General features: G+C 73.4%; 24 protein-coding genes. 9 read left to right on the top strand and 15 right to left on the bottom strand.

Annotation, left to right across the window (positions count from 1 at the left end):
- Window positions 1–86: 86 nt before the first annotated feature.
- On the bottom strand, window positions 87–1,115 hold the full coding sequence (locus ACZ6R6_RS22365) for an acyltransferase family protein (RefSeq protein ID WP_470096123.1): 1,029 nt from the start codon (window positions 1,113–1,115) through the stop codon (window positions 87–89).
- Window positions 1,116–1,274: 159 nt separating this feature from the next.
- On the bottom strand, window positions 1,275–2,096 hold the full coding sequence (locus tag ACZ6R6_RS22360; RefSeq protein ID WP_470096121.1) for an SDR family NAD(P)-dependent oxidoreductase: 822 nt from the start codon (window positions 2,094–2,096) through the stop codon (window positions 1,275–1,277).
- A 118-nt stretch (window positions 2,097–2,214) separates the two neighbouring features.
- Between ACZ6R6_RS22360 and ACZ6R6_RS22355 the strand changes: the two genes are divergently transcribed.
- The 4 genes from ACZ6R6_RS22355 to ACZ6R6_RS22340 all read left to right on the top strand — a co-directional run bounded on the left by ACZ6R6_RS22355 (window position 2,215) and on the right by ACZ6R6_RS22340 (window position 5,977).
- The gene (locus ACZ6R6_RS22355; RefSeq protein ID WP_470096119.1) at window positions 2,215–4,602 is read left to right on the top strand and encodes a sensor histidine kinase; all 2,388 of its coding nucleotides are present in this window, start codon (window positions 2,215–2,217) and stop codon (window positions 4,600–4,602) included.
- Window positions 4,602–5,009, top strand: a complete 408-nt coding sequence (locus tag ACZ6R6_RS22350; protein ID WP_012887139.1) for a roadblock/LC7 domain-containing protein — start codon at window positions 4,602–4,604, stop codon at window positions 5,007–5,009. Before ACZ6R6_RS22355 ends, ACZ6R6_RS22350 begins: the two co-directional genes overlap by 1 nt.
- A 64-nt stretch (window positions 5,010–5,073) precedes the next feature.
- Window positions 5,074–5,421 (top strand): DUF742 domain-containing protein, encoded by a 348-nt coding sequence (locus tag ACZ6R6_RS22345; protein WP_470096117.1) that lies wholly within the window; start codon window positions 5,074–5,076, stop codon window positions 5,419–5,421.
- Window positions 5,402–5,977, top strand: coding sequence for a GTP-binding protein (locus ACZ6R6_RS22340; protein ID WP_306860924.1), 576 nt, complete (start codon window positions 5,402–5,404; stop codon window positions 5,975–5,977). The genes ACZ6R6_RS22345 and ACZ6R6_RS22340 overlap by 20 nt, the downstream gene beginning before the upstream one ends.
- 72 nt (window positions 5,978–6,049) lie before the next feature.
- On the opposite strand, the gene ACZ6R6_RS22335 is transcribed toward ACZ6R6_RS22340, so the two are convergent.
- The 6 genes from ACZ6R6_RS22335 to xylA all read right to left on the bottom strand — a co-directional run bounded on the left by ACZ6R6_RS22335 (window position 6,050) and on the right by xylA (window position 12,640).
- Window positions 6,050–6,421, bottom strand: a complete 372-nt coding sequence (locus ACZ6R6_RS22335; RefSeq protein ID WP_306860925.1) for a DUF742 domain-containing protein — start codon at window positions 6,419–6,421, stop codon at window positions 6,050–6,052.
- Window positions 6,418–6,807, bottom strand: a complete 390-nt coding sequence (locus tag ACZ6R6_RS22330) for a roadblock/LC7 domain-containing protein (protein WP_306860927.1) — start codon at window positions 6,805–6,807, stop codon at window positions 6,418–6,420. The genes ACZ6R6_RS22335 and ACZ6R6_RS22330 overlap by 4 nt, the downstream gene beginning before the upstream one ends.
- A 97-nt stretch (window positions 6,808–6,904) precedes the next feature.
- A complete protein-coding gene (locus tag ACZ6R6_RS22325) occupies window positions 6,905–9,115 on the bottom strand; it encodes a sensor histidine kinase (RefSeq protein ID WP_470096114.1) in 2,211 nt (736 codons plus the stop codon).
- A 143-nt stretch (window positions 9,116–9,258) separates the two neighbouring features.
- Window positions 9,259–9,936, bottom strand: a complete 678-nt coding sequence (locus tag ACZ6R6_RS22320; protein WP_470096112.1) for a DUF998 domain-containing protein — start codon at window positions 9,934–9,936, stop codon at window positions 9,259–9,261.
- Window positions 9,937–10,112: 176 nt separating this feature from the next.
- Window positions 10,113–11,492, bottom strand: coding sequence for a xylulokinase (xylB, locus tag ACZ6R6_RS22315; RefSeq protein ID WP_470096110.1), 1,380 nt, complete (start codon window positions 11,490–11,492; stop codon window positions 10,113–10,115).
- A complete protein-coding gene (gene xylA / locus ACZ6R6_RS22310) occupies window positions 11,489–12,640 on the bottom strand; it encodes a xylose isomerase (RefSeq protein ID WP_470096108.1) in 1,152 nt (383 codons plus the stop codon). Before xylA ends, xylB begins: the two co-directional genes overlap by 4 nt.
- Before the next feature lie 78 nt (window positions 12,641–12,718).
- On the opposite strand from xylA, the gene ACZ6R6_RS22305 reads away from it, so the two are divergent.
- Complete coding sequence (locus ACZ6R6_RS22305) at window positions 12,719–13,888, top strand: ROK family protein (RefSeq protein ID WP_470096106.1); 1,170 nt, start codon at window positions 12,719–12,721, stop codon at window positions 13,886–13,888.
- Between the two features lie 150 nt (window positions 13,889–14,038).
- Here ACZ6R6_RS22305 and ACZ6R6_RS22300 read toward each other — a convergent pair whose 3' ends face one another.
- Complete coding sequence (locus ACZ6R6_RS22300; protein ID WP_470096104.1) at window positions 14,039–14,260, bottom strand: hypothetical protein; 222 nt, start codon at window positions 14,258–14,260, stop codon at window positions 14,039–14,041.
- Between the two features lie 76 nt (window positions 14,261–14,336).
- A complete protein-coding gene (locus tag ACZ6R6_RS22295; protein WP_470096102.1) occupies window positions 14,337–14,786 on the bottom strand; it encodes a MarR family winged helix-turn-helix transcriptional regulator in 450 nt (149 codons plus the stop codon).
- 73 nt (window positions 14,787–14,859) lie between these two features.
- On the opposite strand from ACZ6R6_RS22295, the gene ACZ6R6_RS22290 reads away from it, so the two are divergent.
- Window positions 14,860–15,369: a VOC family protein gene (locus tag ACZ6R6_RS22290; protein ID WP_470096100.1), complete on the top strand. Its 510-nt coding sequence runs from the start codon at window positions 14,860–14,862 to the stop codon at window positions 15,367–15,369.
- 87 nt (window positions 15,370–15,456) lie between these two features.
- On the opposite strand, the gene ACZ6R6_RS22285 is transcribed toward ACZ6R6_RS22290, so the two are convergent.
- The 3 genes from ACZ6R6_RS22285 to ACZ6R6_RS22275 all read right to left on the bottom strand — a co-directional run bounded on the left by ACZ6R6_RS22285 (window position 15,457) and on the right by ACZ6R6_RS22275 (window position 17,964).
- On the bottom strand, window positions 15,457–16,296 hold the full coding sequence (locus ACZ6R6_RS22285) for a bifunctional 5,10-methylenetetrahydrofolate dehydrogenase/5,10-methenyltetrahydrofolate cyclohydrolase (protein ID WP_470096098.1): 840 nt from the start codon (window positions 16,294–16,296) through the stop codon (window positions 15,457–15,459).
- 70 nt (window positions 16,297–16,366) lie between these two features.
- A complete protein-coding gene (locus ACZ6R6_RS22280) occupies window positions 16,367–16,987 on the bottom strand; it encodes a cyclodeaminase/cyclohydrolase family protein (protein ID WP_470096096.1) in 621 nt (206 codons plus the stop codon).
- A 74-nt stretch (window positions 16,988–17,061) separates the two neighbouring features.
- Window positions 17,062–17,964 (bottom strand): DMT family transporter, encoded by a 903-nt coding sequence (locus ACZ6R6_RS22275; protein WP_470096094.1) that lies wholly within the window; start codon window positions 17,962–17,964, stop codon window positions 17,062–17,064.
- Window positions 17,965–18,300: 336 nt separating this feature from the next.
- Here ACZ6R6_RS22275 and ACZ6R6_RS22270 point away from each other — a divergent pair, with 336 nt between their 5' ends.
- Together ACZ6R6_RS22270 and ACZ6R6_RS22265 are read left to right on the top strand one after the other, a co-directional pair.
- Entirely contained in the window at window positions 18,301–19,317 is a 1,017-nt protein-coding gene (locus ACZ6R6_RS22270; protein WP_470096092.1) for a YihY/virulence factor BrkB family protein, read from the top strand.
- Window positions 19,318–19,534: 217 nt separating this feature from the next.
- Window positions 19,535–19,864 carry a DUF3140 domain-containing protein gene (locus ACZ6R6_RS22265; protein WP_470096090.1) on the top strand — a complete coding sequence of 110 codons (330 nt, stop codon included), beginning with the start codon at window positions 19,535–19,537 and terminating at the stop codon, window positions 19,862–19,864.
- A gap of 43 nt (window positions 19,865–19,907) precedes the next feature.
- On the opposite strand, the gene ACZ6R6_RS22260 is transcribed toward ACZ6R6_RS22265, so the two are convergent.
- Window positions 19,908–20,951 carry a LysR family transcriptional regulator gene (locus tag ACZ6R6_RS22260; protein WP_470096088.1) on the bottom strand — a complete coding sequence of 348 codons (1,044 nt, stop codon included), beginning with the start codon at window positions 20,949–20,951 and terminating at the stop codon, window positions 19,908–19,910.
- A 70-nt stretch (window positions 20,952–21,021) separates the two neighbouring features.
- Here ACZ6R6_RS22260 and ACZ6R6_RS22255 point away from each other — a divergent pair, with 70 nt between their 5' ends.
- Window positions 21,022–22,257, top strand: coding sequence for an MFS transporter (locus ACZ6R6_RS22255; protein WP_470096086.1), 1,236 nt, complete (start codon window positions 21,022–21,024; stop codon window positions 22,255–22,257).
- 72 nt (window positions 22,258–22,329) lie between these two features.
- On the opposite strand, the gene ACZ6R6_RS22250 is transcribed toward ACZ6R6_RS22255, so the two are convergent.
- Entirely contained in the window at window positions 22,330–23,295 is a 966-nt protein-coding gene (locus ACZ6R6_RS22250; RefSeq protein ID WP_470096084.1) for an asparaginase, read from the bottom strand.
- Window positions 23,296–23,515 lie beyond the last annotated feature (220 nt).

The raw sequence follows: 23,515 nt of genomic DNA, 5'->3' as shown, positions 1-23,515 counted from the left end.
GGAGAAGGCCGCCAGGAGCCTCCCCCGTCGGCCCGTCCGGCCCCTCGGCCGGGTGAGAGCCCGGTCCGGCCGGACGGGGTCCCGGTTCAGGCGGGTTTCCGCAGCCGGGTGAAGGCCCAGCTCATCCCGGGCTCGACCGCCCAGCGGGTCACCCGCCGCACCGGCCCGGTGCACAGCAGCGCGGCGAGCCCGACCCCGCAGGCCGCGACGGCCGCCGCGCCCGGCAGGGTCGCGGCCCAGTCCCCGTAGAACCGCTCGGCGACCTTCACCACCAGGCCGTGGAGCAGGTAGGCGTACATGGTCGCCATGCCCAGCCCCGAGTACCAGGTGCGCCGGGACGGCGTGACCGCCAGGAACGCGGCGACCAGCAGCGCCCCCGAGGCGAGCAGGGCCAGCCGGACCAGGCTGCCGGTGAGGTCGTCCACCCCGATCGCGTCGTTGGCGTGCCGCCAGCGGATCCACTCGGTCTTGACCCGGGCGTGCACGGCCAGCGCCACGGCCGCCCCGGCGGCCAGCGTGACCGCCCCCGCGATCCGGACCCGTCGCCGTCCGAGCCACTCGAAGTGCTCCGGCCGGAGCATGAGCCCGAGCACGTAGAACGGCAGCAGCCCGAACGTGCGGTTCATCGACAGCTCGTCGGGCAGCCTGCCCGTCCCCGACAGCAGCGACAGCGCGACGGCGACCGCCAGCGGCCATCTGAGCTGCTGCCAGACCGGGGTGGACAGCCGCCACAGGAACAGCGACATCAGGAACCAGGTCAGGTAGTACGGGTCGAGCAGGCTGATGTCCAGCTTGCCGTACAGGACGAGGCGGGGCAGCGCGTAGACCAGCTCGAAGATCACGTACGGCACCGCGAGCGCGCTGATCAGCCTGCGCGCCTTCCCCGACGAGAAGGTGAAGTTCCGCGACAGGTAGCCGCTGAGCACGATGAACAGCGGCATGTGGAACAGGTAGACGTAGAAGTACGCCGCGTGCACGGCGGGCACCTCTCGCAGGTCCTCGACCAGGTGCCCGGAGACCACCAGGGTGATGGCCAGGAACTTGGCGTTGTCGAAGAACGGGTCGCGGCCGGCCGGGGGGCGCGCGGACACCCGCAGCGGGGTCGTGACACTCACAGGCCCGGGACCCTAACCGGGCCCGCCCAACGCCCGGCGAACCGCCGGTGGCCGCCCGGGGAACTTCCCCGGGCCCACCGGGCGGCCCGTGCCGCCCACGCCGTACCCGCGGCGCCGACGTCTCCCGGCCACGCCCCGGCGGGCCGCCGGGCGGCCCGGCTACGTCCCGGGGCGCAGGGCGACGGCGGCGGAGCTGGCGTCCCAGAGGGCCCGGGCCAGGGCGGGGTCGGTCATCCCCCGGGGGACGGCCGCGGGGGCGCTCCTGGCGAAGTAGCGGCCCGGGTGGGCGGCACCGTCCGGGTGGGTGGCGAGGTGGACCATGGTGCTCGCGCCCTGCTCGACGGTCTGGCCCATCCCGGGGACGTTCTTCACCATCCACATCATGAGCGTCTTCGCGGCGAACTCCGTCTTGATCACACCCGGATGGAAGCAGGTGGCGCTCACCCCCGTCCCGGACAGCCGCCGGGCCAGCTCCACCGTGAACAGCGCGTTGGCCTGCTTGGAGTCGCCGTACTGCAGCCAGCCGCTCCACCGCCGCCGGTCGCGGTTCAGGTCGGCCGGATCGAGGCGCCCGGTCTTGCCGGCCCGGGACGAGGTGGTGATCACCCGGCCGGTCACCCGCTCCAGCAGCAGATTCGTCAGCAGGAAAGGCGCGAGATGGTTCACCTGGATCATCGTCTCGTGACCGTCGCCGGTGAGCGTGCGCGCGGTGGACATGACGCCCGCGTTGTTGACCAGGACGTCGATCCGGTCGTAGCGGGCCAGCAGCTCCGCGCCGAGCCGGCGCACGTCGTCGAGCGAGGTGTAGTCGCAGGTGAAGGTGGCCGGGGCGGTCCCCGAGACCGCCCTCACCCGCTCGGCCACCCGGGCCGTCTTGGCGGGGTCGCGGCCGACCAGGACGACCTGCTGCCCGCGCCCGGCGAGCTCCACCGCGGCGGCCTCGCCGATTCCGGCACTAGCCCCGGTAATCACACTAATCATCAGATCCTCCACTGCGGAAAAACCTTATCGGTGCTAGTCTCCTGTGCGATCTTCCGGAGGCGAATTAATCCCAAAGCAGCACGGGCCTCCACACACTCAGAGGTTGGGACGAGTGGGCATGGGCTCTGGAAACCGGTCGATTCGGTTCAAGATCTTCTTGCTGCTGCTCTTACCCCTGCTGTCACTGAGCGCGCTGTGGGGCTTCGTCCTCAACCTGACCGTCGGCGACGGGGCCGCCCTGCTCCGGGCCAACAGCGTGTACCAGACCATCGGCGTCTCCTCCACCGAGCTGGGACTCCAGCTCCAGGCCGAGCGTGCGCAGTCCTCGGTGGCGATCACCTCCCGGGTCCTCACCAGCGAGATCGGCGAGCAGCGCGGCCGCACCGACCGGTCGGTCGAGAAGTTCCGCGAGGCCGCCCTCGCCGACGACTCCCACGGTCCGGAGCTGCGCTCCTCGCTGGACGCCCTGATCCGCCAGCTCGACCGGCTCCCGGCCATCCGCGCCGGCATCGACAGCGGCCGCGACATCCGGCTGGAGGTGCTGTCGAACTACAACCGGATCCTCGACTCGGTCTTCCTGCTCTACGACCAGCTCGCCGCGGTCCCCGACCTGTCGATCTTCCAACAGGCCGCGGCCATGCAGTCGATGGGCAACGCCCGCGAGATGATCGCCAGGGAGAACGCGCTGATCAGCGGGGCCCTGATCGACTACCGGATGACCCCGGGGGAGCGCACCGCCTTCGGCGAGTACGCCGCCACCCGGCGCTTCCTGCACGCGCGCGGACTGTCCGCCCTGGACTCCGAGCTGGGCGACCCCTACAGGGCCACCTTCGACTCCACCGCCTTCGAGAAGTTCGTCGCGCTGGAGCGGGCCGTCGCGGGAGCTTCGGGCGGGCAGCTGCCGCCCGAGGCCCGCGACTGGAAGACGACCACGAACGGGGTCGCGACCTGGCTCGACCAGCTCAACATCGCCTCCTCCAACATGCTGGCCGACCGGGCCCAGTCGGTGGCCACCGGCATCATGGTCCGGATCGGGATCGCCGGCGGGATCGGCCTGATCGCGGTGATCGCCTCGATCATCATCTCGGTCCGCTTCGGCCGCCGCCTGGCCGCCGAGCTGGCCGGGCTCCGCTCGACGGCGCTGGACCTGGCCGACGTACGGCTCCCGCGCGTCGTGGAGCGGCTGCGGCGCGGCGAGGAGGTGGACGTGCAGGCCGAGGCCCCGCCGATCGCCGCCGACGGCTCGGTCGAGATCCGCGACGTGGCCCACGCGTTCGACTCGGTGCAGCACACCGCCGTCGAGGCCGCCGTCGGCCAGGCCAACCTGCGCCGCGGCGTCAGCCAGGTCTTCGTGAACCTGGCCCGGCGCAAGCAGGGCCTGCTCCACCGCCAGCTCACCCTGCTCGACAGCATGCAGCGCCGGGCGACCGACCCCGACAGCCTTGAGGACCTGTTCCGGCTGGACCACCTGACCACCCGCATGCGGCGGCACGCGGAGAGCCTGATCATCCTGTCCGGCGCCGCGCCCGGCCGGGCCTGGCGCAGGCCGGTGGCCGTGGTCGACATCGTCAGGGCCGCGATCGCCGAGGTCGAGGACTACAAGCGGGTCAACGTGCCGCCGATGCCCGACGCCTCGCTCGACGGGGCCGCGGTCGCCGACATCACCCACCTGATAGCCGAGCTGATCGAGAACGCGACGATCTACTCGCCGCCGCAGACCACGGTGACCGTCCGCGGCGACGTGGTGGCCAACGGGTTCGCCGTCGAGGTGGAGGACCGGGGCCTGGGCCTGAGCGCGATGGAGTACGCGGCGATCAACGAACGGCTGGCCAGCCCGCCGGAGTTCGACCTGGCCGACAGCGACCGGCTCGGCCTGTTCGTGGTGGGCCAGCTCGCCGCCCGGCACGGCATCCAGGTCCTCCTGCGCGGCTCGGCGTTCGGCGGCACCACGGCCATCGTGCTCATCCCGCGCGCGGTGCTCGCCGAGACCCCCTCGCCGCTCACCCTGACCGCCGAGCGGCTCACCGAGCGGCCGGCGGACCTCCCCCAGCCCGCGCAGCCCGCCGCGCTGCCTCCGGCCCGCTCCGATTCGGGACTGCCCCGCCGGACGAGGACGGTCCCCTCCGGCGCGAGGCCCCCCGTGCCGCCTCTCGCCGCCCCGACTCTCGCCGTGGTGACCGACCTGCCGGAACTCGGAGCCGGGCGCGAGGCGTCCGGCGGGCCCGCCCGCGGAGGGGCCGGCGAGCCGGCCCGTGAGACCACCGGGCCGGGGAGCCTGCCCCGCCGGGTACGGCAGGCGAACCTGGCACCGCAGCTCCGTCAGGAGGCTCAGGCGCCTGTCGAGCCTGAGCGGGCGGCAGAGCCCCCTGAGGATCCGGAGCAGCCGGAGCGCTCACCGGACGAGGTCCGGGCGCTGTTCTCCGCCTTCCAGGCGGGTGCGCGGCGCGGACGCGAGGAACACGGAAATGACTTCGCACACCAGACGACAGGCGACAAGGGGGACTGATGACCGGAAAAGTGACTAACACCGGCGAGCTGAACTGGCTCCTCGACGACCTGACCACCAGGGTGGGCGCGGTACGCCAGGCGGTGATCCTGTCCACCGACGGACTCGCCGTCGGTTTCTCCAAGGGTCTCAGCCGGGAGGACGCCGAACACCTGTCGGCGGTCGCGGCCGGGTTCCAGAGCCTGGCGCGCGGAGCCGGACGCCACTTCGGCGGCGGCGAGGTGCGCCAGACCATCGTGGAGATGGAATCGGCGTTCCTGTTCGTCACGGCCGCCGGGCAGGGGACCTGCCTGGCCGTGCTGAGCAGTTCCGACGCCGACGTCGGCCACATCGCCTACGAGATGGCCATGCTGGTCAAGCGGGTCGGCCAGCACATCTCCACCCTTCCGCGCCAAGGCCTCTCGTGAGGGAGGCGGGCGCGCACGGAGCACACGCGCCGTCCCTTCCCCCAGCCGAAGGCGCGGGGACCGGATGACACAGTGGATGGACGAGGAGGCCGGACCGGTCGTCCGGCCCTACGCGCTCATCGGAGGCCGCACCCGCTCCTCCGGTGACGAGCTGGACCTGATCGCGATGGTCACCGCGACCGGCGCGGTCGCGTCCGGCGGGTTCGTGCCAGGGCCGGAACAGGAACGCATCCTCTCCCTGGTCGCCACCGCGACGTCGGTGGCCGACGTCGCCTCGGAGCTCGACCTGCCGCTCGGCGTGGTCCGCGTCCTCCTCGGCGACCTGCAGGATCACCAGCTCATCTCGATCGGGCGCGCTTCGGCGAGCGAGCGCATTCTCAAGGAAGTGATCAATGGACTTCGGGCCCTCTGACGAACCCGTCGCGCTCAAGATTCTCATCGCGGGCGGCTTCGGGGTGGGCAAGACCACGCTCGTCGGCGCGATCAGCGAGATCCGTCCGCTCCGCACCGAGGAGGTGCTCTCCGACCGCGGCATCGGCATCGACGACGTCGAGGGCGTGGAGGGCAAGACGACCACCACTGTCGCGATGGACTTCGGCCGCATCACGATCCGGGAGGGCCTGGTCGTGTACCTGTTCGGCACCCCCGGACAGGAGCGGTTCTGGTTCATGTGGGACGAGCTGTCCTACGGCGCGCTGGGCGCGGTCGTGCTGGCCGACACCCGGCGGCTGACCGACTGCTTCCCCTCGATCGACTACTTCGAGCAGCGCGGGACGCCGTTCATCGTGGCGGTCAACTGCTTCGACGGCGCGGACCGCTACGAGGCCGAGGATGTGCGGGTCGCCCTCGACCTGGATCCGGACGTGCCGGTGCTGCTGTGCGACGTGCGGCGCCGCGCGTCGGCCAAGACCGTGCTGGTGACGCTCGTGGAGCACTCCCTCAAGGTGCTCACGGCCAGTCAGCGCTGACCTGGCCCGGCAGCCCGCGGCCCAGGCCGCGGACCACCGGCCCGTCACCGCCTTCCCAGCGGTCTCCGGGGGTCACAGCGCCCGGAGGCCGCTGATCACTTCCCGCAGGAGGCTCTCGGCGGGCGCCGTGGCCGCCGGCAGCGGCGACCGCACCAGGATCAGACCCTGGTCCAGCAGGTCCCCCAGCAGCACTCTGATCACCCCGATCGGCAGCCCGACGTCCGAGGCGACCTCCACGATCGGCCGGGTCCGCCGCATCAGGCCGAGCAGCCGCCGGTGCTCCGAGCCCAGGTGCGAGCTGGCGGAGACCGCCGACCCGGTCGCCACCACCATCGACAACAGGTCGAACGCGGTGGAGGAGGACCTGGTCCGCCCCCCGGTCAGCGCGTAGGGGCGGACGACCGGTCCCGCCTCCTCGTCGACCCATTCGATGTCGTCGCTCATTGGCCGGCCACCCGCGGGCCGGTGGCCAGATGCTGGCCGACACGGGTGACCAGCCGGGCCATCTCGTAGGCGATCAGTCCCACGTCGGCGGCCCCGGTGGTCATGACCGACAGGCAGCTTCCCTGGCCCGCGGAGGTGACGAAGAGGAACGCGGAGTCCATCTCCACCATCGTCTGGCGTACGGCCCCGCCTCCGAACTGCAGGCTGGTCCCCTTGGCCAGGCTCTGGAAGCCGGAGGCCACCGCTGACAGATGGTCGGCGTCCTCCTTGCTCAGCCCCCGGGACGAGGCCATCATCAGCCCGTCGTTGGACAGGATCAACGCGTGCGAGACATCCGCCACGCTCGTGACGAAGTCATCCAGCAGCCAATAAAGCTCACCCGGCACGTGGTAAAACCCCTTCCCCTCTGATGTCACGCTCGTTCTGGGCCCTGGTCGGCCGTGCGGCCCGTGATGGCGGCCGCGCTCCCGATCCCGGACCCGCTCACCGCTCCATACCGCTGTCGTCGTCGCCCTCGCTGTCCGCCCGCCCGCGCCGCCACCCCGCCTGGAGCGAGCTCAGCAGGGCCCGTGCCTCCTCCGGCGACCGCTCCTCGACCTGGGCCACCGGGGCGGGCTCCTGCCGGAGCCGCGGTGAGACGTTCGCCTGGCGCACCCGGCGGGGCAACCCGCCGTTGCCACGCCGGACCGGCGCCTTCCACAGGTCGGCCGGGACCGGGACCACGGGCTTGGCGGGCTCCGCCGGCCCGGCGGGCTCCGTCGGCTCCGCGGGCCCGGTGATCTCCCGCAGCACCGGCTCCGGCGACTCGGCCGGCTCCGGGTCGCCCAGCAGGGACTCCGGCAGCAGGATGACCACCCCGGTCCCGCCGTACGGCGAGGTCCGCAGCGTCACGCCGACCCCGTAGCGCGCGGCCAGCAGGCCGACCACCGCGAAACCCAGGCGGTCGGTCTCGGCGGGGTCGAGCTCCGGCGGGCTGGCCAGGCGCTCGTTGATCGCGGCCCGCTTGTCCGCGGTCAGGCCCAGCCCCCTGTCCTCGATCTCGATCGTGAAGCCCCGGCCCACCAGCTCGCCCCGGACCGACACCTCACCGCCGGGTGGGGAGAAGACCGTGGCGTTCTCGATGATCTCGGCGAACAGGTGCATCATGTCCGCCACCGCGCTGCCGACCAGCGTGGTGCCGGGCATCGGGTAGATCCGCACCCGGGCGTAGTCCTCCACCTGGGCGGTGGCGCCGCGCAGCACGTCCTCCATCAGGACCGACGAGCGCCACTTGCGGCCCGCGGCCCCGCCGGAGAGGATCACCAGGCCCTCGGCGTGGCGGCGCATGCGGGTGGTGAGGTGGTCGAGCCGGAACAGGTTCTCCAGCGCCTCGGGCTCCTCCGCCTGCTTCTGCATCCCGTCGAGCAGCTTGAGCTGGCGCTGCAGGAGGGACTGGCTGCGCCGGGCGAGGTTGCGGAAGGACTGGGCGACGCCGTCGCGCAGCCGGGCCTGCTCCACGGCGGAGTCGACGGCGCGGTGCTGGACGCTGTCGAAGGCGGCGGCGACGTCGTGGATCTCGGAGGTGCTGCCCGGCGGCTTCAGCGAGGGTGCCTCGGCCTCCACGTCCACCCTCTCGCCCCGGCGCAGCTTCTCCATGACCCGCGGCAGCCGTATCTCCGCGAGATCCGTCGCGGCCCGCCGCAGGTCGGCGAGCTCCCGGGTGAGCCCGCTGCCCACCCGGTAGGAGACCAGCAGCGACGCGACGACCGCGACGAGGCCGAGCACCCCGGCGATCCCGGCCCGGGCGAAGGTCTCGACGGCCGACGGCATCGCCCGTTCGGACAGGACGGTGGCGGTCGTCGTCACAGACCGCTGGTAGGCGGCCTCCAGTTCGTCGCTGGCGGCCCGCCACTCGGTGGGCGACACCGCGGCCCCGGCCAGCAGCCGCTCCTCCAGGTCGGCGAATCTGGCGTACAGCCGCGAGACGGTCAGCTCGGCGAAGGGCTGGCGCAGTCCCGGCTCCAGCTCGGGCAGCCCCTGCTCCATGAGGAAGATCCGCTTGGTCGACAGCTGCGTGAACAGGCGCAGCTCACCGGGGGTCAGCGCGCGGCCGAGCGCCAGCGCCCCGGCCGCCAGCGCCCGCTGGCGGCTGAGGAAGTCCTTGGAGTAGATGATCAGAGCCAGGCCCCGCGACTGCCGGTAGAGCGGCAGGTCGTTGTTGAGGCTCATGGTGGTGAAGAGCCGGTGCAGGGCGTCGGGCACCAGCGCGAAGTCCTTGGAGAGCGCGATCGGCCCGATCCTGCCGTTGTCGACCTTGGCCCGGACCGTGTCGAGCGCGTTCACCCGGCTCATCAGCTCGTCGAAGCGGGCCCTGATCTCCTCGGTCATGGCCGACTGCGCCGAGTCGGCGACCGTCGCCTCGCGGAAGCGCTCGCGGGCCTGGTCGGTCACGGTGCGCTGCCCGGCGAGGGTGGCGCGGTCGGCGGCCGAGCGGCCGGCCAGGTATTCGGCCGACAGCAGGTGCTCGCGCTGGAGGGCACTGGTCAGGTCGTCACCGGGACTGCCGAAGGAGTCGTACAGCGTGGTGACGGTGAGCAGACTCATCGATTCGCCGACTGTGACGGTCGCCGCGAAGCCCCACAGCGCGACCAGCGAGGTCAGCGGGATGGCCACCAGTACCGAGATCTTGAACCGGATGGACCTGCTCGATGCCATGTCACCTCTACGGTTCGGTCTCGGAGCGCCGGGGCGGGAGACCTCCGGACGATCTCTAGATCGCCGACGAGGATAGCACTGACTGGTAGCAGTATTCGTATCCTATTTGTGACCTGTCATGAACAGTCATGAGAACTGACAAGTCAGCCGAGAGCCGTGCGTGAGGCGTGGGCCGCGCGCGGGGCCTCCGGGGCGCGGGCGCCGCTCCGCCTCCAGGTGAGCCGCGCCAGCTGCACGGCCAGCACGCCGGCCAGCGCGACCTCGGTGCCCAGCAGCACCCGTTCGACGAGGCCGATCAGCACCCGGTCGCCGGGGAGCGCCACGTAGGTGATCGCCAGCACCCCGAAGCCGCCGACCAGCGCCAGCCACTCCACCGGCCCGGACACCGCCCGCCACCGCTCGTCCTCCCTGAACCGCGCCACCATCAGCGCGCCGGCCACGGGCATGGCGACGAACGCGGCGATCGACACGTACCGGTGCACCTGCGCGGTCAGGTCCAGCGCCAGCCCCGGGGCGGTGGCCGGCACGATCGCGATCACCACCAATGCGGCGCTCCACACCAGCATCAGCCGCTCCGCCACCGCGCCGACCGGCGCCCTGGCCGCCCGCAACCCCGCGACCAGCGCGAAGGAGGCGATCCCCAGGACCGCCATGGCGAACTCGGTCGCTCCCCCGCGGTCCAGGGCGGCGTACTCGCTGATCGTCAGATTGAGCGGGTCCAGATACGGATCCGGATCGATCTGACCGATGACCGTGGCCCCCGTGGCCATCACGATCCCGGCGCAGGCGATCAGCGGGTAGAGCCTCTTCAACGCGAGCATGCGCCAAGACTGTCCCGTGGAGCCCCTTCGACACATCCGGCGACGCCCCTGATCCGACCCTGACCCACCCCTGAGAAGGCGCGGCGGCGGTGGGCGGGACAGGCGGCCGGCGCCCGCCGCGGACGCCGGCCGGGCAGGGCGACGGCGCCCACCGTGGGCTCCGGCGTGGCGGGCCGTCAGCGCCCGGCGCGGACTTCGGCGTAGCGGGCCCGCACCGCGGGCGTGGCGTCGGCCTCGTAACGCCCGGCCCCGCCCGCCTGCCAGGCCGGGGGCTCGTCACCGCCGCCGAGCAGCCAGGCCGCCTGCCTGGCCGCCCCGTCCGCGACGTACTCCCCCGGCTCGGGGACGATCACGGGCCGTCCGAAGACCGCCGGGGCGATCCGCCGTACGGCCTCCGACCTGGCGCCGCCCCCGATGAGCAGCACCCGGGCCGGGTCCAGTCCCAGGGCGTCGAAGGCGTCGGCCAGGTGGCAGAGCAGGCCCTCCACCGCGGCCCTGGCCAGGTGCGCGGGGGTCGAGGTGCCCAGGGTCAGGCCGTGCAGCGACCCGGTGGCCTCGGGGAGGTTCGGGGTCCGTTCGCCCTCCAGGTACGGCACGCAGACCAGGCCGTCCGCCCCTGCGGGGGCCTCCAGGGCGAGCTGCCCGAGCCGGTCGAGGCCGACCCCGAGCATCCGGGCGGCGGCGTCGAGCACCCGGGCCGCGTTGAGCGTGCACACCAGCGGCAGGAACCGCCCGGTGGCGTCGGCGAACCCGGCGACGGCGCCCTCGGGGTCGGCGCTCGGGCTCCCGGCGACCGCGAACGCCGTCCCGGAGGTCCCGATCGACACGACCACGTCCCCCGGCGCGGCCCCGACCCCGAGGGCCGCGGCCATGTTGTCGCCGGTCCCGGGGGCCAGCCGGACCGGCCCCCGGTCACCGCCGGGGGCGCGCAGCTCGCCCGCCGGGTCACGGGGCCCCAGCACGCGCGGCAGCTCGGGGACGGCGCCGAAGGCGGCCCGGAGGAGGTCGGTCCGGTAGGAGCCGGTCGCGGGCGACCAGTATCCGGTCCCGGAGGCGTCGCCCCGGTCGGTGACGAACTCCCCGCCCAGCCGCCACGTGAGCCAGTCGTGCGGCAGGCACACGCTCGCCGTGCGGCGGGCACTGGCGGGCTCGTGCTCGGCCAGCCAGCGGAGCTTGGTCACGGTGAACGACGCGACCGGCACGCTGCCGACCGCCTCGGCCCACCTCAGCGGCCCGCCCAGCTCCTCCACCAGGTCCCGGGCGGCCCCGGCGGAGCGGGTGTCGTTCCACAGCAGCGCGTCGCGCACGACGGCGCCGGACTCGTCCAGGCAGACCATGCCGTGCTGCTGGGCGCCGACGCTCAGGGCCGCGACGCTGTCCAGCCCGCCCGCCCGCGCGATCGCCTCCTGCAGCGCCGTCCACCAGGCCTCCGGGTCGACCTCGGTCCCGCCCGGATGATCGGCGCGCCCCTGCCGGACCAGGGCGCCCGTCTCGGCGTCCCTGATCACCACCTTGCAGCTCTGGGTCGATGAGTCGACCCCGGCCACGAGGGTCATCCGCGGACCCCGAGGAGGTGCTCCAGGGCGAGCTGGTTCAGGCGGGAGAAGTGGAAGCCGCGCGCGGCGGCCCGGTCGAGGTCGAAGTCGTCGCGCTGCAGGTCCTCCAGCGTCTCGCCGGGGGCCAGGGTGGGCTCGGACAGCTCGGCGACCCGGCTGGCGGCGAGCGCCTCGGCGACCTCGGGGTCGGCGCGGAAGGCCCTCGCCTTCTCCTTCAGGATCAGGTAGGTGCGCATGTTGGCCGCGGCCGAGACCCAGACGTCCTCGGCGTCCTCGGTCCGCAGCGGCTTGTAGTCGAAGTGCCGCGGGCCGTCGTAGCCGCCGTTCTCCAGCAGGTCCACCAGGAAGAAGGAGTTCTTCACGTCGCCGTGGCCGAAGACCAGGTCCTGGTCGAACCGGGGGCCGTGCTGGCCGTTGAGGTCGATGTGGAAGAGCTTGCCGTGCCAGAGCGCCTGCGCGATGCCGTGCGCGAAGTTGAGCCCGGCCATCTCCTCGTGGCCGACCTCGGGGTTGAGGCCGACCAGTTCGGAGTGCTCCAGCTCGTTGATGAACGCCAGCGCGTGACCGACGGTCGGCAGCAGGATGTCGCCGCGCGGCTCGTTCGGCTTGGGCTCGATGGCGAACCTGATGTCGTAGCCCTTGTCGATCACATAGGAGGTCAGCAGGTCCATGCTCTCCTTGTAACGGCTGAGCGCGGCCCTGATGTCCTTGGCGGCCCCGGACTCGGCGCCCTCGCGGCCGCCCCAGCAGACGTAGGTGGTCGCGCCGAGCTCGGCGGCCAGGTCGACGTTGCGCATCACCTTCCGCAGGGCGTAGCGGCGCACGTCACGGTCGTTGCTGGTGAACCCGCCGTCCTTGAAGACCGGGTGGGTGAACAGGTTCGTGGTGGCCATCGGGACCTTCAGACCGGTCTCCGCCAGCGCCTTCCTGAAGCGCTCGACGGCCTTGTCCCGGTCCGGCTCGACGGCCAGCAGGTCGTCGTCGTGGAAGGTGACACCGTACGCACCGAGCTCGGCGAGGCGGTGGACGCTCTCGACCGGGTCGAGCGGGGCCCGGCTCGCGTCCCCGAACTGGTCGCGGGCCTGCCAGCCGACGGTCCACAGCCCGAAGGTGAAGCGGTCCTCGGGCTTGGGTGTGTAGTCGCTCATGTGCGGTCCTCCGATTTAATCCACTTAATGGACTTAATATGGGGCGAGGAGATGGGATCGTCAAGGGGTGGGTGTTCCATGACGCAGGCCGTACGCCATGACTCCATGCGCGCCCGCAACCTCGGCGTGGTCCTGGCCGAGGTCCGCAGGAGCGGGCCGATCACCCGTGCGGCCCTGGCCGAGATCACCGGGCTGACCAAGACCACGGTGTCCAAGATGGTCGGCGACCTGCTCGACGCGGGCATGGTCACCGAGTCGGGCGCGCTGCGGGACGGCGAGCGCGGCCGGCCGGGCACGGCGGTCAGCCTCAGCGGGCACCGGGTCGGGGCCCTCGGCCTGGAGATCAACGTCGACTACCTGTCCGCGTGCGTCGTGGACCTCACCCTCGCGGTACGGCTGCGCCGTACACAGGCTGTGGACAACCAGGTCGGCTCGCCTGTGGAAACCATGTCTCACCTGCAAGAACTTGCCCACATGATTGTGGATGAAGCCCGTGCTGAGGGCCTCGTCATCGCCGGATCCGCCCTCGCCGTCCCCGGCCCCGTGGACGGCGGGCTGCTCCACACCGCCCCCAACCTCGGCTGGCACGACGTCCGCGTGGGCGACCTGCTGGACTTCCCGGTAGCCGTGGAGAACGAGGCCAACCTCGCCGCGCTGGGCGAGCTCTGGTTCGGCTCGGGCCCCGGCGACTTCCTCCACGTGTCCGGGGAGATCGGCATCGGCGCCGGCCTGGTGGTCGGGGGCGCCCTGTTCCGCGGCGCCCGCGGCCTCGCGGGGGAGCTGGGCCATGTGATCGTCTCCCCCGACGGCCCCGCCTGCCGCTGCGGCGGCCGGGGCTGCCTGGAGCAGTACGCCGGCCAGGAGGCCCTCCTGCGGGCGGCCGGCCTGCGCGGGGTGCCCGAGCTCGTGGCGGCCCTCCAGGCGGGCGAGAGCGGCGCGCTGCGCGCCTGCGAGCGCGCCGGACAGGCGCTCGGCGTGGCCCTCACCTCCGCCGTCCACCTGATGGATCCCGGGACGGTCGTGCTGGGTGGCGTCTTCGCCCCGCTGTTCCCGTGGATCCACGGCCCGGCCCACGACACGATGACCGCCCGGCTGGCCGGAATGCGCCACGCCGTGCCCGAGCTCACGGTCTCCCGGCTCGGCGGCGACGCCGCGTCCCTCGGCGCCGCCGGGCAGGTCATCCACCGGATCGTCGCCGACCCCGGAGCCCACCTGGCCGCCACCCGGACGGCCCCCGGCCCGCACTGACCCTCCGGGCTCCGCACAGGGCCCGCGGAGCCCACGGGGGACGCCGCGGCCTCTCCGGACCGGCGGCCGTCCGGCCCCGGGGACCTCGCGGGCCTCCGGGACCGGCGGCCGTCCGGACCCGAGGGCCTCGCGGGCCTCCGGGACCGGCGGCTACAGCCCGGACGGGTCCCGGCCCACGCTGATCTCCTCGGCGATCCGCCGGAGCCCGTGGTCGTCCAGGCCCGGCACGCCGACCAGCCGGCGGCGGAGCACGGCGAACACCTGGGACACCTCCGCTCCGGCGTAACCCACCGCGACCTCGTGGACGGTCCGGAAAAGCGCGCGCTCCGCGTCGCGATCGGCGTGTGTCCGGATCAGAGAAGCCTCCGCCATGTGCGCATCCCCCTGTCGAGTCGAACGGTCGGGAGCAACCGTACGACGGAAGAGCCGCGGCCGGCGCGAGGCCCGCTCAGGGAGTCTCCTTCCGCAGCACCGCCGTGCAGATCTCGGCGAGTCGGCGGACCTGCTCGGGGTCGAGCAGGTCGAAGAAGCTCCGCCGTACCGCCTCGACGTGACCGGGCGCGGCCGCGGCGAGCACCGCGAACCCCTCGTCGGTGAGCACCGCCCAGCTCACCCGCCGGTCGGCGGCGCACGGCTCGCGCCGCACCCAGCCGCGCTCCTCCAGCCGGGCCACCGCGTGGGACAGCCGGCTCTGCGAGGCGTTGACCTCCGCCGCGAGCTCGCTCATCCGCAGCATGCGCTCCGGCGCCTCCGACAGTTTCACCAGCACCGCGTAGTAGGCGTGCGGCATGCCGGAGTCTCTCTGCAGCTGCCGGTCCAGCTCCTCCTGGACGAGCTGCGAGGCCCCCAGGAACGCGCGCCAGGCGCGCTGCTCTTCATCGTCCAGCCATCGCGTCACGGTCCCACTTTACTTGAACTCTCAAGGATATGGGGGTAGCGTACTTGAGAGTTCAAGTTTCAGGGGAGGAATCATGCCGGTCCAGCGGCTCAACCACGCGGTCCTGTTCGTGCGCGACGTCGAGCGCAGCGTGGCCTTCTACGCGGAGGCCCTCGGCTTCAGGGTGGTCATGGGCATGCCGGGCGCCGCGTTCCTGCAGGCCTCCGGCTCCAGTAACGACCACGACCTCGGCCTGTTCGAGATCGGCGCCCAGGCGGGCCCCTCCGGTGCCGGGCGCTCCACCGTCGGCCTCTACCACCTGGCCTGGGAGGTCGACACCCTGGAGGAGCTGGAGCGGATCGCGCTCAAGCTCGGCGAGCTGAACGCGCTGGTCGGCGCCTCGGACCACTCCACCACCAAGGCCCTGTACGCCAAGGACCCCGACGGCCTGGAGTTCGAGGTGTCCTGGCTGGTCCCGGCCGACCTGCTCACCGAGGAGCTGCTCAAGGGGCGCAGCGGCATCAAGCCGCTCGACCTCGCCGGGGAGAAGGAGCGCTACGGCGCGCACACCCGGGGCGGCCTCGGGGTCTCGATCCCCGCCTGACCGCGTCGGCCCCGGTGAGGTCGACCCCGCGGCCTCCACCCGGCGGTGACGGTCCCGAGCCGCCGCCCGTCCCCCGCCCGGTTCCGGCTACCCCCGGGCGGCCCGCACGGTGTGGCTCAGCAGGAGGGCCGTGGTCACCGGGCCCACCCCGCCGGGCACCGGGGTCAGCGCGCCGGCCCGCTCCGCCGCGGCCGGGTCGACGTCGCCGACGAGACCGCCGTCCCGCGTGGGGTTCGTGCCCACGTCCACCACCACGGCCCCCGGCTTGACGTGCTCGGAGGTGATGAGCCCCGCCCGGCCGACGGCCGCGACCAGGATGTCGCCCGTGGCGGCCACGGCGGCCAGGTCGGCGGTACGCGAGTGGCAGACCGTCACGGTGGCGTGGCGGTCCAGCAGCAGGTGCGCCGCGGGCTTGCCGACGACCGTGGAACGGCCGACCACGACCGCGTGGCGGCCGGCGATCTCCACCCCGTGGTGCTCCAGGATCCGCACCACCGCCTCGGCGGTCGCCGGCGCGAAGGCGGGCAGCCCGGCGGCCAGGCGGCCGAGCGAGAGCGGGTTGGCCCCGTCGACGTCCTTGCCGGGGGCGATGGAGGAGGCGAGGTCCTCAAGCTTCGCGCCCCCGGGGAGGGGGGTCTGCAGGATGATCCCGCTCACCCGGCCGTCGGCGCTCAGCGACTCCAGACGTTCCCGGACCGCCGCCACCGGCGCCTCCGGGCCCAGGTCCACGACCTCGCACGCGATGCCCGCCTTGCCCGCCGCGTTCACGATGGAGCGCACGTACCAGGCGCTGGACTCGTCCGCGGTGGCCGTGACCACGGCGAGTTTCGGAGGGCGGCCGGCGGCGGCGAGCTCGGCGGCCCGTCCGGCGGCGTCCGCCCGGATGGCGGCGGCCAGCTCTTTCCCGGACAGGGGTCGTGCGCTCATCTGGGTGAGTCCTTCCAGTGTGGGGTCCCGGCCAGTGTGGGGGTCCCGGGCTCCGGCCGTGCGGAGGAGGTCACCCGCTGATCTCCTCGCGCACGGCGGCGGTGACTCTCTCGGCCCTGGCCGCGATCTCGTCCACCCCGGCCGCCCGGGCGGCCAGGCCGGCGCGGACCTCCGGGTCCTTGATGCCGGCGAGGTTGATCTCGATGTTGACCCGGGCGGTGGCGGCCGCGGCCCGCGCGGCCTCCGCGGCGGCGGCGACATCGGTGATGACGTTGCGGTTGCCGATGGGCAGCAGCTCCTCGGCGAGTTCGACCAGCCGCCGCGCCACGGCGACGGTCCCGGCCGGAGGTCCGGCCGCGGCGGCCAGTGCCCCGGCGATCGCCGCCGAACGGGCGGACTTCTCCTCGTCGGTGGCCTTGGGCAGCCGGTAGGAGTCGGTCACGGCGGTGAACGCCGCCGCGTCGTCCTCGGCGAGCTGGAGGGCGTGGTCACGGAGGGCGTCCGCCTCGGCGAGGATCCGGTTGATCACCTGCCCGTGCTCGGCGTGCTTCGGGCCGTCGCTGTAGCGGGCCACCATGCCCAGCAGCGCGGCGGCCTGGGCGCCGTGCAGGGCGGCCGACGCTCCCCCGCCCGGCGCGGGCACCCGGTCGGCCAACCGCTCCAGGAAGTCGCCGATCGTCTGGTCGCGCATCCGCGCCTCCCCGAGTCGCTCAGGAGGTCGAGGCGGACCGCGACCACCCGTTGATCACGTAGTGGACTGCCACGTTACCGGGCCCGCGCCCGGCCCCTTCCCCGGGACACCGCCACGCCCGCCAGGCAGAGCAGGCCGCCGGCGAGGGTCAGCCAGCCGGGCACCTCGTCGAGGATGAGCCAGGCCATCAGGACCACCAGCGCCGGGACGACATAGGTGGTGGCGCCCATCTTCCCCGCGGTGGTGCGGGCGAGCGCGTAGGCCCAGGTGGTGAACGCCAGAGCCGTCGGGAAGACCCCGAGATACACGACGTTCAGCGTCGCGGGCAGCGGGGCGGCGGCGACCTGCGACACCAGCCGGCCCGCGAACGGCAGGCAGGCCGCCGTGCCGACGAAGCAGCCGAAGGTGGTGACCTGCAGCGCCGAGGCGTGCTTCAGCGCGGGCTTCTGGCAGACCACGCCGGCGGCGTACGTCACGGCCGCGAGCAGGCAGAGCAGGACACCGACGATCGACGCGCGACCGCCGTCGGACATCGAGACCCCCACCACGACGGCGCCGGCGAACGACACCGCCATCCCCGCCAGCAGCCGGGGCGGGAACCCCTCCTTGAGCAGCCAGCCGCCGAGGAGCGCGATCAGGACCGGGCCGACGTTGACGACCATCGCCGCGGTCCCCGCGTCCACCTCCTGCTCGCCCCAGTTCAGGGCGACCATGTAGAGGCCGAACCACAGGATCCCCGAGCCCAGGATGCCGGGCCACGCGGCGCGCGGCGGCAGCCCCTCGCGCCGCGCCAGCCAGATCACGCCCAGCACCACCGAGCCCGCCAGCAGCCGGCCCAGGGCCAGGGCGCCGGGGGCGAAGTGCTGCGCGGCGCTGCGGATGGCGACGAAGGCCGAGGCCCACAGCAGCACGGTGACGCCCACCGCCGCGAGCGCCCGGCGGTCGACGCGAGGCTCCGCGGTAATTGTTTGCTCCATAAGTGAAGATTATGGATAGGACACTTCGCCCCACACCGAACCTTTCACCGCCGGTTCCGGCCCCCTCCGGGCCCGGTCCCACCCTCCGGCGTGAAGCCTCCGGACCCCTCCCGGCCGTTCCGGTGAATGCCGCGCGCCAGGCGGGGTAGCGCCGACTCCGAGCGAGAACGCACACCCCTCGGAGGCGCCGGCGGACGGATCCCCGGACGGGGCAGGGCGCGCCCGGCACCTGACGGAGCCCGGTCCGGGCCCTGCCGCCGGCGGCTCCGGCCGCTACAAGCGCCGCCGCCGCCCCGACGCGGGCGGGACGGCGGCTGGACCTGGAGATGGTGCACCATGTCACATAACGACACCCGGCACGCGGCAACCGCCCCCGACCGGGGACCGGAGAGCGAGCGGGCGCCCGAGAGCCCGGCCGAGCTGCCCAAGAGGTCGTGGTGGGACGTGCTCAAACGCACCGTCAAGGAGTTCCAGGAGGACAACCTCACCGACTGGGCCGCCGCGCTCACCTACTACGCGGTGCTGTCGATCTTCCCCGCGCTGCTGGCGGTGATATCCGTCCTCGGCCTGTTCGGCCAGTCGGCCACCCGGTCGCTCACCGACAACCTGGGAGCCCTGGCCCCCGGCCCCGCCCGGCAGACCATCGACACCGTGCTCCAGGCCCTGCAGAGCAGCCAGCGCGCCGCGGGGATCGCCGCGATCATGGGTATCGCCATCGCGCTCTGGTCCGCGTCGGGTTACGTGGGAGCCTTCATGCGGGCCGCCAACGTCATGTACGAGATGCCCGAGGGCCGGCCCATCTGGAAGACCCTGCCGCTACGCCTGGGCATCACCACGGTCCTGGTGATCCTGATGGCGGTCGGCGCGGTCTCCGTCGTGTTCACCGGAGAGCTCGCCGCGCAGGCCGGGAAGGTCCTCGGGATCGGCGAGACCGCGCTGACGATCTGGGGGATCGCCAAGTGGCCGATCCTGGTGGTCATCGTCGCGCTGGTCCTGGCCCTGCTGTACTGGGCCGCGCCCAACGTCGAGCATCCGGGGTTCCGCTGGATCACGCCCGGCAGCATGATCGCCGTCGTGGTGTGGATCGCCGCGTCCGCCGCGTTCGGGTTCTACGTGGCCAACTTCGGCTCCTACAGCAAGACCTACGCCGCTCTGGCCGGGGTCGTCGTCTTCCTGATCTGGCTGTGGATCTCCAACATCGCCGTGCTGCTCGGGGTGGAGTTCGACGCCGAACTCGCCCGGGAACGCGCCATCGAGGCGGGCCGGCCGGCCGACGAGGAGCCCTACGCCGAGCCCCGCGACACCCGCAAATTCGACGAGGAGGACACCGAGCACGTGAAGGGCCTGGAGTAGGGGAGTGATGAACCTTCCGCGGCCCGCCTGTGACGTGACGCCCGGTTCACGCCACAGGCGCCCCCTTTTCCGGGAAATCACCGGGAAAGACCGGGGCGTCGGGGAGATACGCCCCCGGATGGCTGGTCCACTGACGGGGAGGCCAGGCGTACGGGCGAGTGCCGGAGCGACGCAAGCACCGCGCACAGGTCGTCGGCACCGCGGAGGAAGGACTGACATGGCCGAGGACAGGCAGGACATCGCCACGGATTTCCACCATGCGATCAACATGACGGCCGGAGAGCTGGAGCACTGGCTGGAGACCCAGGAGTCCAAGGGGAGCGGGGACAAGACCGGTGGCGGCGAGTCGATAGGCCACCAGTCGGGCCGCCACATCCTGGAGATCCTCCGCAAGCGCAAGGACGATCTCTCCGACGACGACTACGCCCACATGCGGCAGGTGACCGGCTACGTCCGCCGGCACCTCGCGCAGCGCCCCTCCGGGGACGTCGAGGACACCCGGTGGAGACACTCCCTGATGAACTGGGGACACGACCCGCTCAAGTAGGCGCCCGCCCGGCCCCGGCCGACGCCCCAGGAACGTGCCGGGCTCACGCCCCCCGGCCGGAGGCGGCCACGTGGCCGGCGAGCGCGCCCGCGGCGCGGCGGCCCGCCGAGAACGCCACGGCGGGTGCCGGCGGGGGCTCCGGGGCGCGCCCCGCCGGACGGCCTCGCAGGTGGTCGGCGGTGACCTGCCGGAAGGCCGCCAGGCGGGCGGTCTCGTTGTCGTGGTGCCAGATGAGGGAGAGGGCGGAGTCGGGCAGCCCCTCGACGGGGACGAAGACGATGTCGGGGCGGTGGTGGTAGTCCTCGGTCAGCGCGCAGAACAGCATCCCGCCGCGGTTGGCCGCGATCATCGACAGCGCCTCCTGCATCGTGGAGGCCGCCGGCCCGTCCGGCACCGGCCGGCCCGCCGGCGTGGCGGACGGGGACAGCAGCTCCCGCCAGTATCGGGGCGCGGGGCCGGCGATCCGGATGACCGGGCAGCCGGCGAGCTCCTCGGCGGCTATCGAGGCACGGCGCGCGAACGGATGCCGGGTGGAGACCGCGAGCGTCTGCGGCTCGCTGTTGACCCGCGGGCCGAGGACCAGCCCCGGCTCCTCCACCGGCCCGCAGACGAACGCCGCGTCGACCTCGCCGCGCCGCAACGGGCCGAAGGGGTCGGATATCGGCATCTCGACGGTGACGACCTCGCTGTCCGGGTGCCTCTCCTGGAAGGCCCCGACGATCTCCATGACCTCCTGGTCGGAGGTCCCGAGGAACCCGACCCGCAGGACGCCGGCGACGCCGCGGGCCGCGGACCTGGCCCGTTCGACGGCGTGCCGGAGGGAGGCGTAGGCGGGGCGCAGCTCCTCGGCGAAGCGCTCGCCGAGCGGGGTGAGCCGGACCCGCCGGCTGGTGCGCTCGAACATCCGGGCCCCGACCCGCTCCTCCAGCGAGCGCACGAGCTGGCTGACGCGGCTCTGGGAGACGTACAGCCGCTCGGCGGCCCGGCCGAAATGCAGCTCCTCACTCAGCACGAGGAAGCACTCCAGCTCCCGGATCTCCACTCCGCCCACGGCCACCTCCACGCGCCTGCCGCTCCGCCCATCCATTAGCCCACCTCATCCAAGGATGAGACCTTCGGCGTTGTTCCGCCGGGGGCGCGGCTGAAGGCTGTCAGGCATGTCAACCAGCGCTTCCCCCGCCGGGGTCCGGCCGCCGCGGGCGTACTGGCCCGCGGTCGTCGCGGTGTCCCTGGGCACCTTCTCCGTGGTGACCACCGAGATGTCACCCGTCGGCCTGCTGACGTCCGTCGGATCCGATCTGAAGGTCTCCGCCGGCGTGGCGGGGCTGGCGGTGACGCTGCCGGGCATCGTCGCCGCGCTCGCCGCCCCGGTCCTCACCGTGGCCGCGGGCCGGGCCGACCGGCGGCTGGTGCTGTGCGCGCTGATGGCCCTGCTGACCGTGGCCAACCTGCTGTCCGCCCTGGCCCCGGACGCGCCGCTGCTGATCGCCTCCCGGGCCCTGGTGGGCCTGGGCATCGGTGGGTTCTGGTCGATCGCCGCGGGCCTGGCCGTACGGCTGGTGCCGGAGCGGTCCACCGGCGCCGCGACATCAATGATCTTCGGAGGCGTCTCGATCGCCTCCGTACTCGGGGTCCCGGCCGGGACCCTCGTCGGCGAGCTGGCCGGCTGGCGGGCCGCGTTCGCCGCGCTGGCGATCCTGTGCGCGGCGGTCACGGCCGCGCTGGCCCTGCTGCTGCCGCCGCTGACCGCGACGCGGGCGATCCGGTTCGGGCAGGTCCCCCGCCTGCTCCGGGACAGGGAGGTGCGCGCCGGTCTGACCGTCACGCTTCTCCTGGTCACCGGCCACTTCGCGGCCTTCACCTATCTCGGCCCGGTCGTCGGGCAGGTGTCCGGCGCCGGCGCCGGCCTGCTCAGCGCGCTCCTGCTGGTGTACGGCGTGGCGGGGGTCGCGGGGAACTTCGCGGCGGGCCCGGCCGCGGTCCGGAACGTGCGCGGCACCGTCCTGCTCATCGCCGGGACGCTCGCCGCGGTGGTGCTGCTGCTGCCCGGCGCCGGCGCCGTGCGGGCCGGGATGATCGCCCTGCTCGCCGTCTGGGGGCTCGCCTACGGCGGCGTCTCGGTCAGCCTCCAGACCTGGATGCTGCGCGCGGTGCCCCAGGCCCCGGAGGCGGGGGCGGCGCTGTTCGTCTCCTCGTTCAACGCGGCCATCTCGCTGGGCGCCCTGCTCGGCGGGGTGACGGTGGACTCCCTGGGCGCCTCCGGCGTCACCTGGGCCGGCGGGACGCTCGCGGCCCTCGCCGCGGCGGCGGTCTGGCTCTCCGGCCGAAACCGCGGCGGAGACGCCTTTCACGGCCCTTACGGGCCGGTCGACTGCGCCGATCCGCTCGGCTGACGGCGGCGCCGCCGGCCGCGCCATCCGCCTCGCGGGCCCGCGGGGAGGCGGTGCCGGCGGCGGCGCGGGGCGTCAGAGCCTGTCGAACCAGTCGCGTACGGCCCGCGGCCCACCCGTTCCGAGGGCCACCATCAGCGCGCAGCGCGCCTTCGAGGGCGCGAGGTCACGGGCTCCGATCGCGCCCACCTTGGCGGCGAGCCCCACACCGAGAGGCAGGTCGTCGAGCGGGACCCCGCGGGTGCGGCAGCGGGAGGCGACGACCACCGGGATGCCCCACTCCGTCAGCTCGCCGATCGTCGCGAAGAGGCCGACCGGCACGTTGGACATGCCGGTGCCCTCCAGCACCACCCCCCGGGCGCCGGCGTCCACGACCGCGGTGAGCAGCACGGAGTCCATCCCGGGATAGGTCTTGATCAGGGCGACGTCCGCCTCCGGCTCTCCGGCCACCAGCGGAGGCCGGGGCGGCGGCGCGGCCAGCGTCTCGACCCGTCCGCCGGCCACCCGGCCCAGCGCGGGGAAGGGCGCCGAGGAGAAGGCCGCCACGCTCGTGGCGTCGGTCATGCTCGCCCAGCGGGCGGCGTGCAGCTCGTCGTTGAGGCACACGACGGCCCCGGCGCCGCGCAGCGCGCCGTCGGCGGCGGCCGCGACGGCGGAGGCCAGGTTGCGCGGGCCGTCGGCGGACAGCTCGTCCAGGGGGCGCACGGCGCCGGTCAGCACGATCGCGCCGCGCTCGGCCGCCCGGCCCGCGAGCAGGTCGGCGAGGAAGGCGCTCTCCTCCAGGGTGTCGGTGCCGTGAGTGATCACGACCCCGTCGAATCCCTGGTCGAGGATCGCCGAACGGGCCCGGCGGGCCAGCCCGAACATGGTCGAGGGCGACATGTCCCAGCTCGGCTCCGCCATCACGTCCTCCACCACCACCTCCGCCGCGAGCTCGGCCGGAGGGATCGCCGCCAGGAGCTCGGCCCCGGACGCGACACCCGCGGGACGGCTGGAGTAGGCGATGGTGTCACCGGTCGCCAGCAGCAGCACACGCTTCACCACATGATCCCTTCGATGGCCACGACGGGGCCGGTCCCGGGCGTCCCACGACCCGGCGGAACACCCTCCCCGGACCGGCTACCCCTATTTATAACCCACACATACCCCCAATAGGGTTATTTAGGGGAATCGCATGCGTCCGCAGGACTTCCAGGGGGCCCGGCCACGGGGACCGCCGACCCGGGGGTCCCGGCCGGCGTCGGTCGGCCGGAGCCGCACG

This window comes from Streptosporangium sp. NPDC048886, from assembly GCF_055586905.1.
The sequence above is the reverse complement of the archived record's forward strand: the minus strand, read 5'-3'. Positions and strand labels throughout refer to the sequence as shown.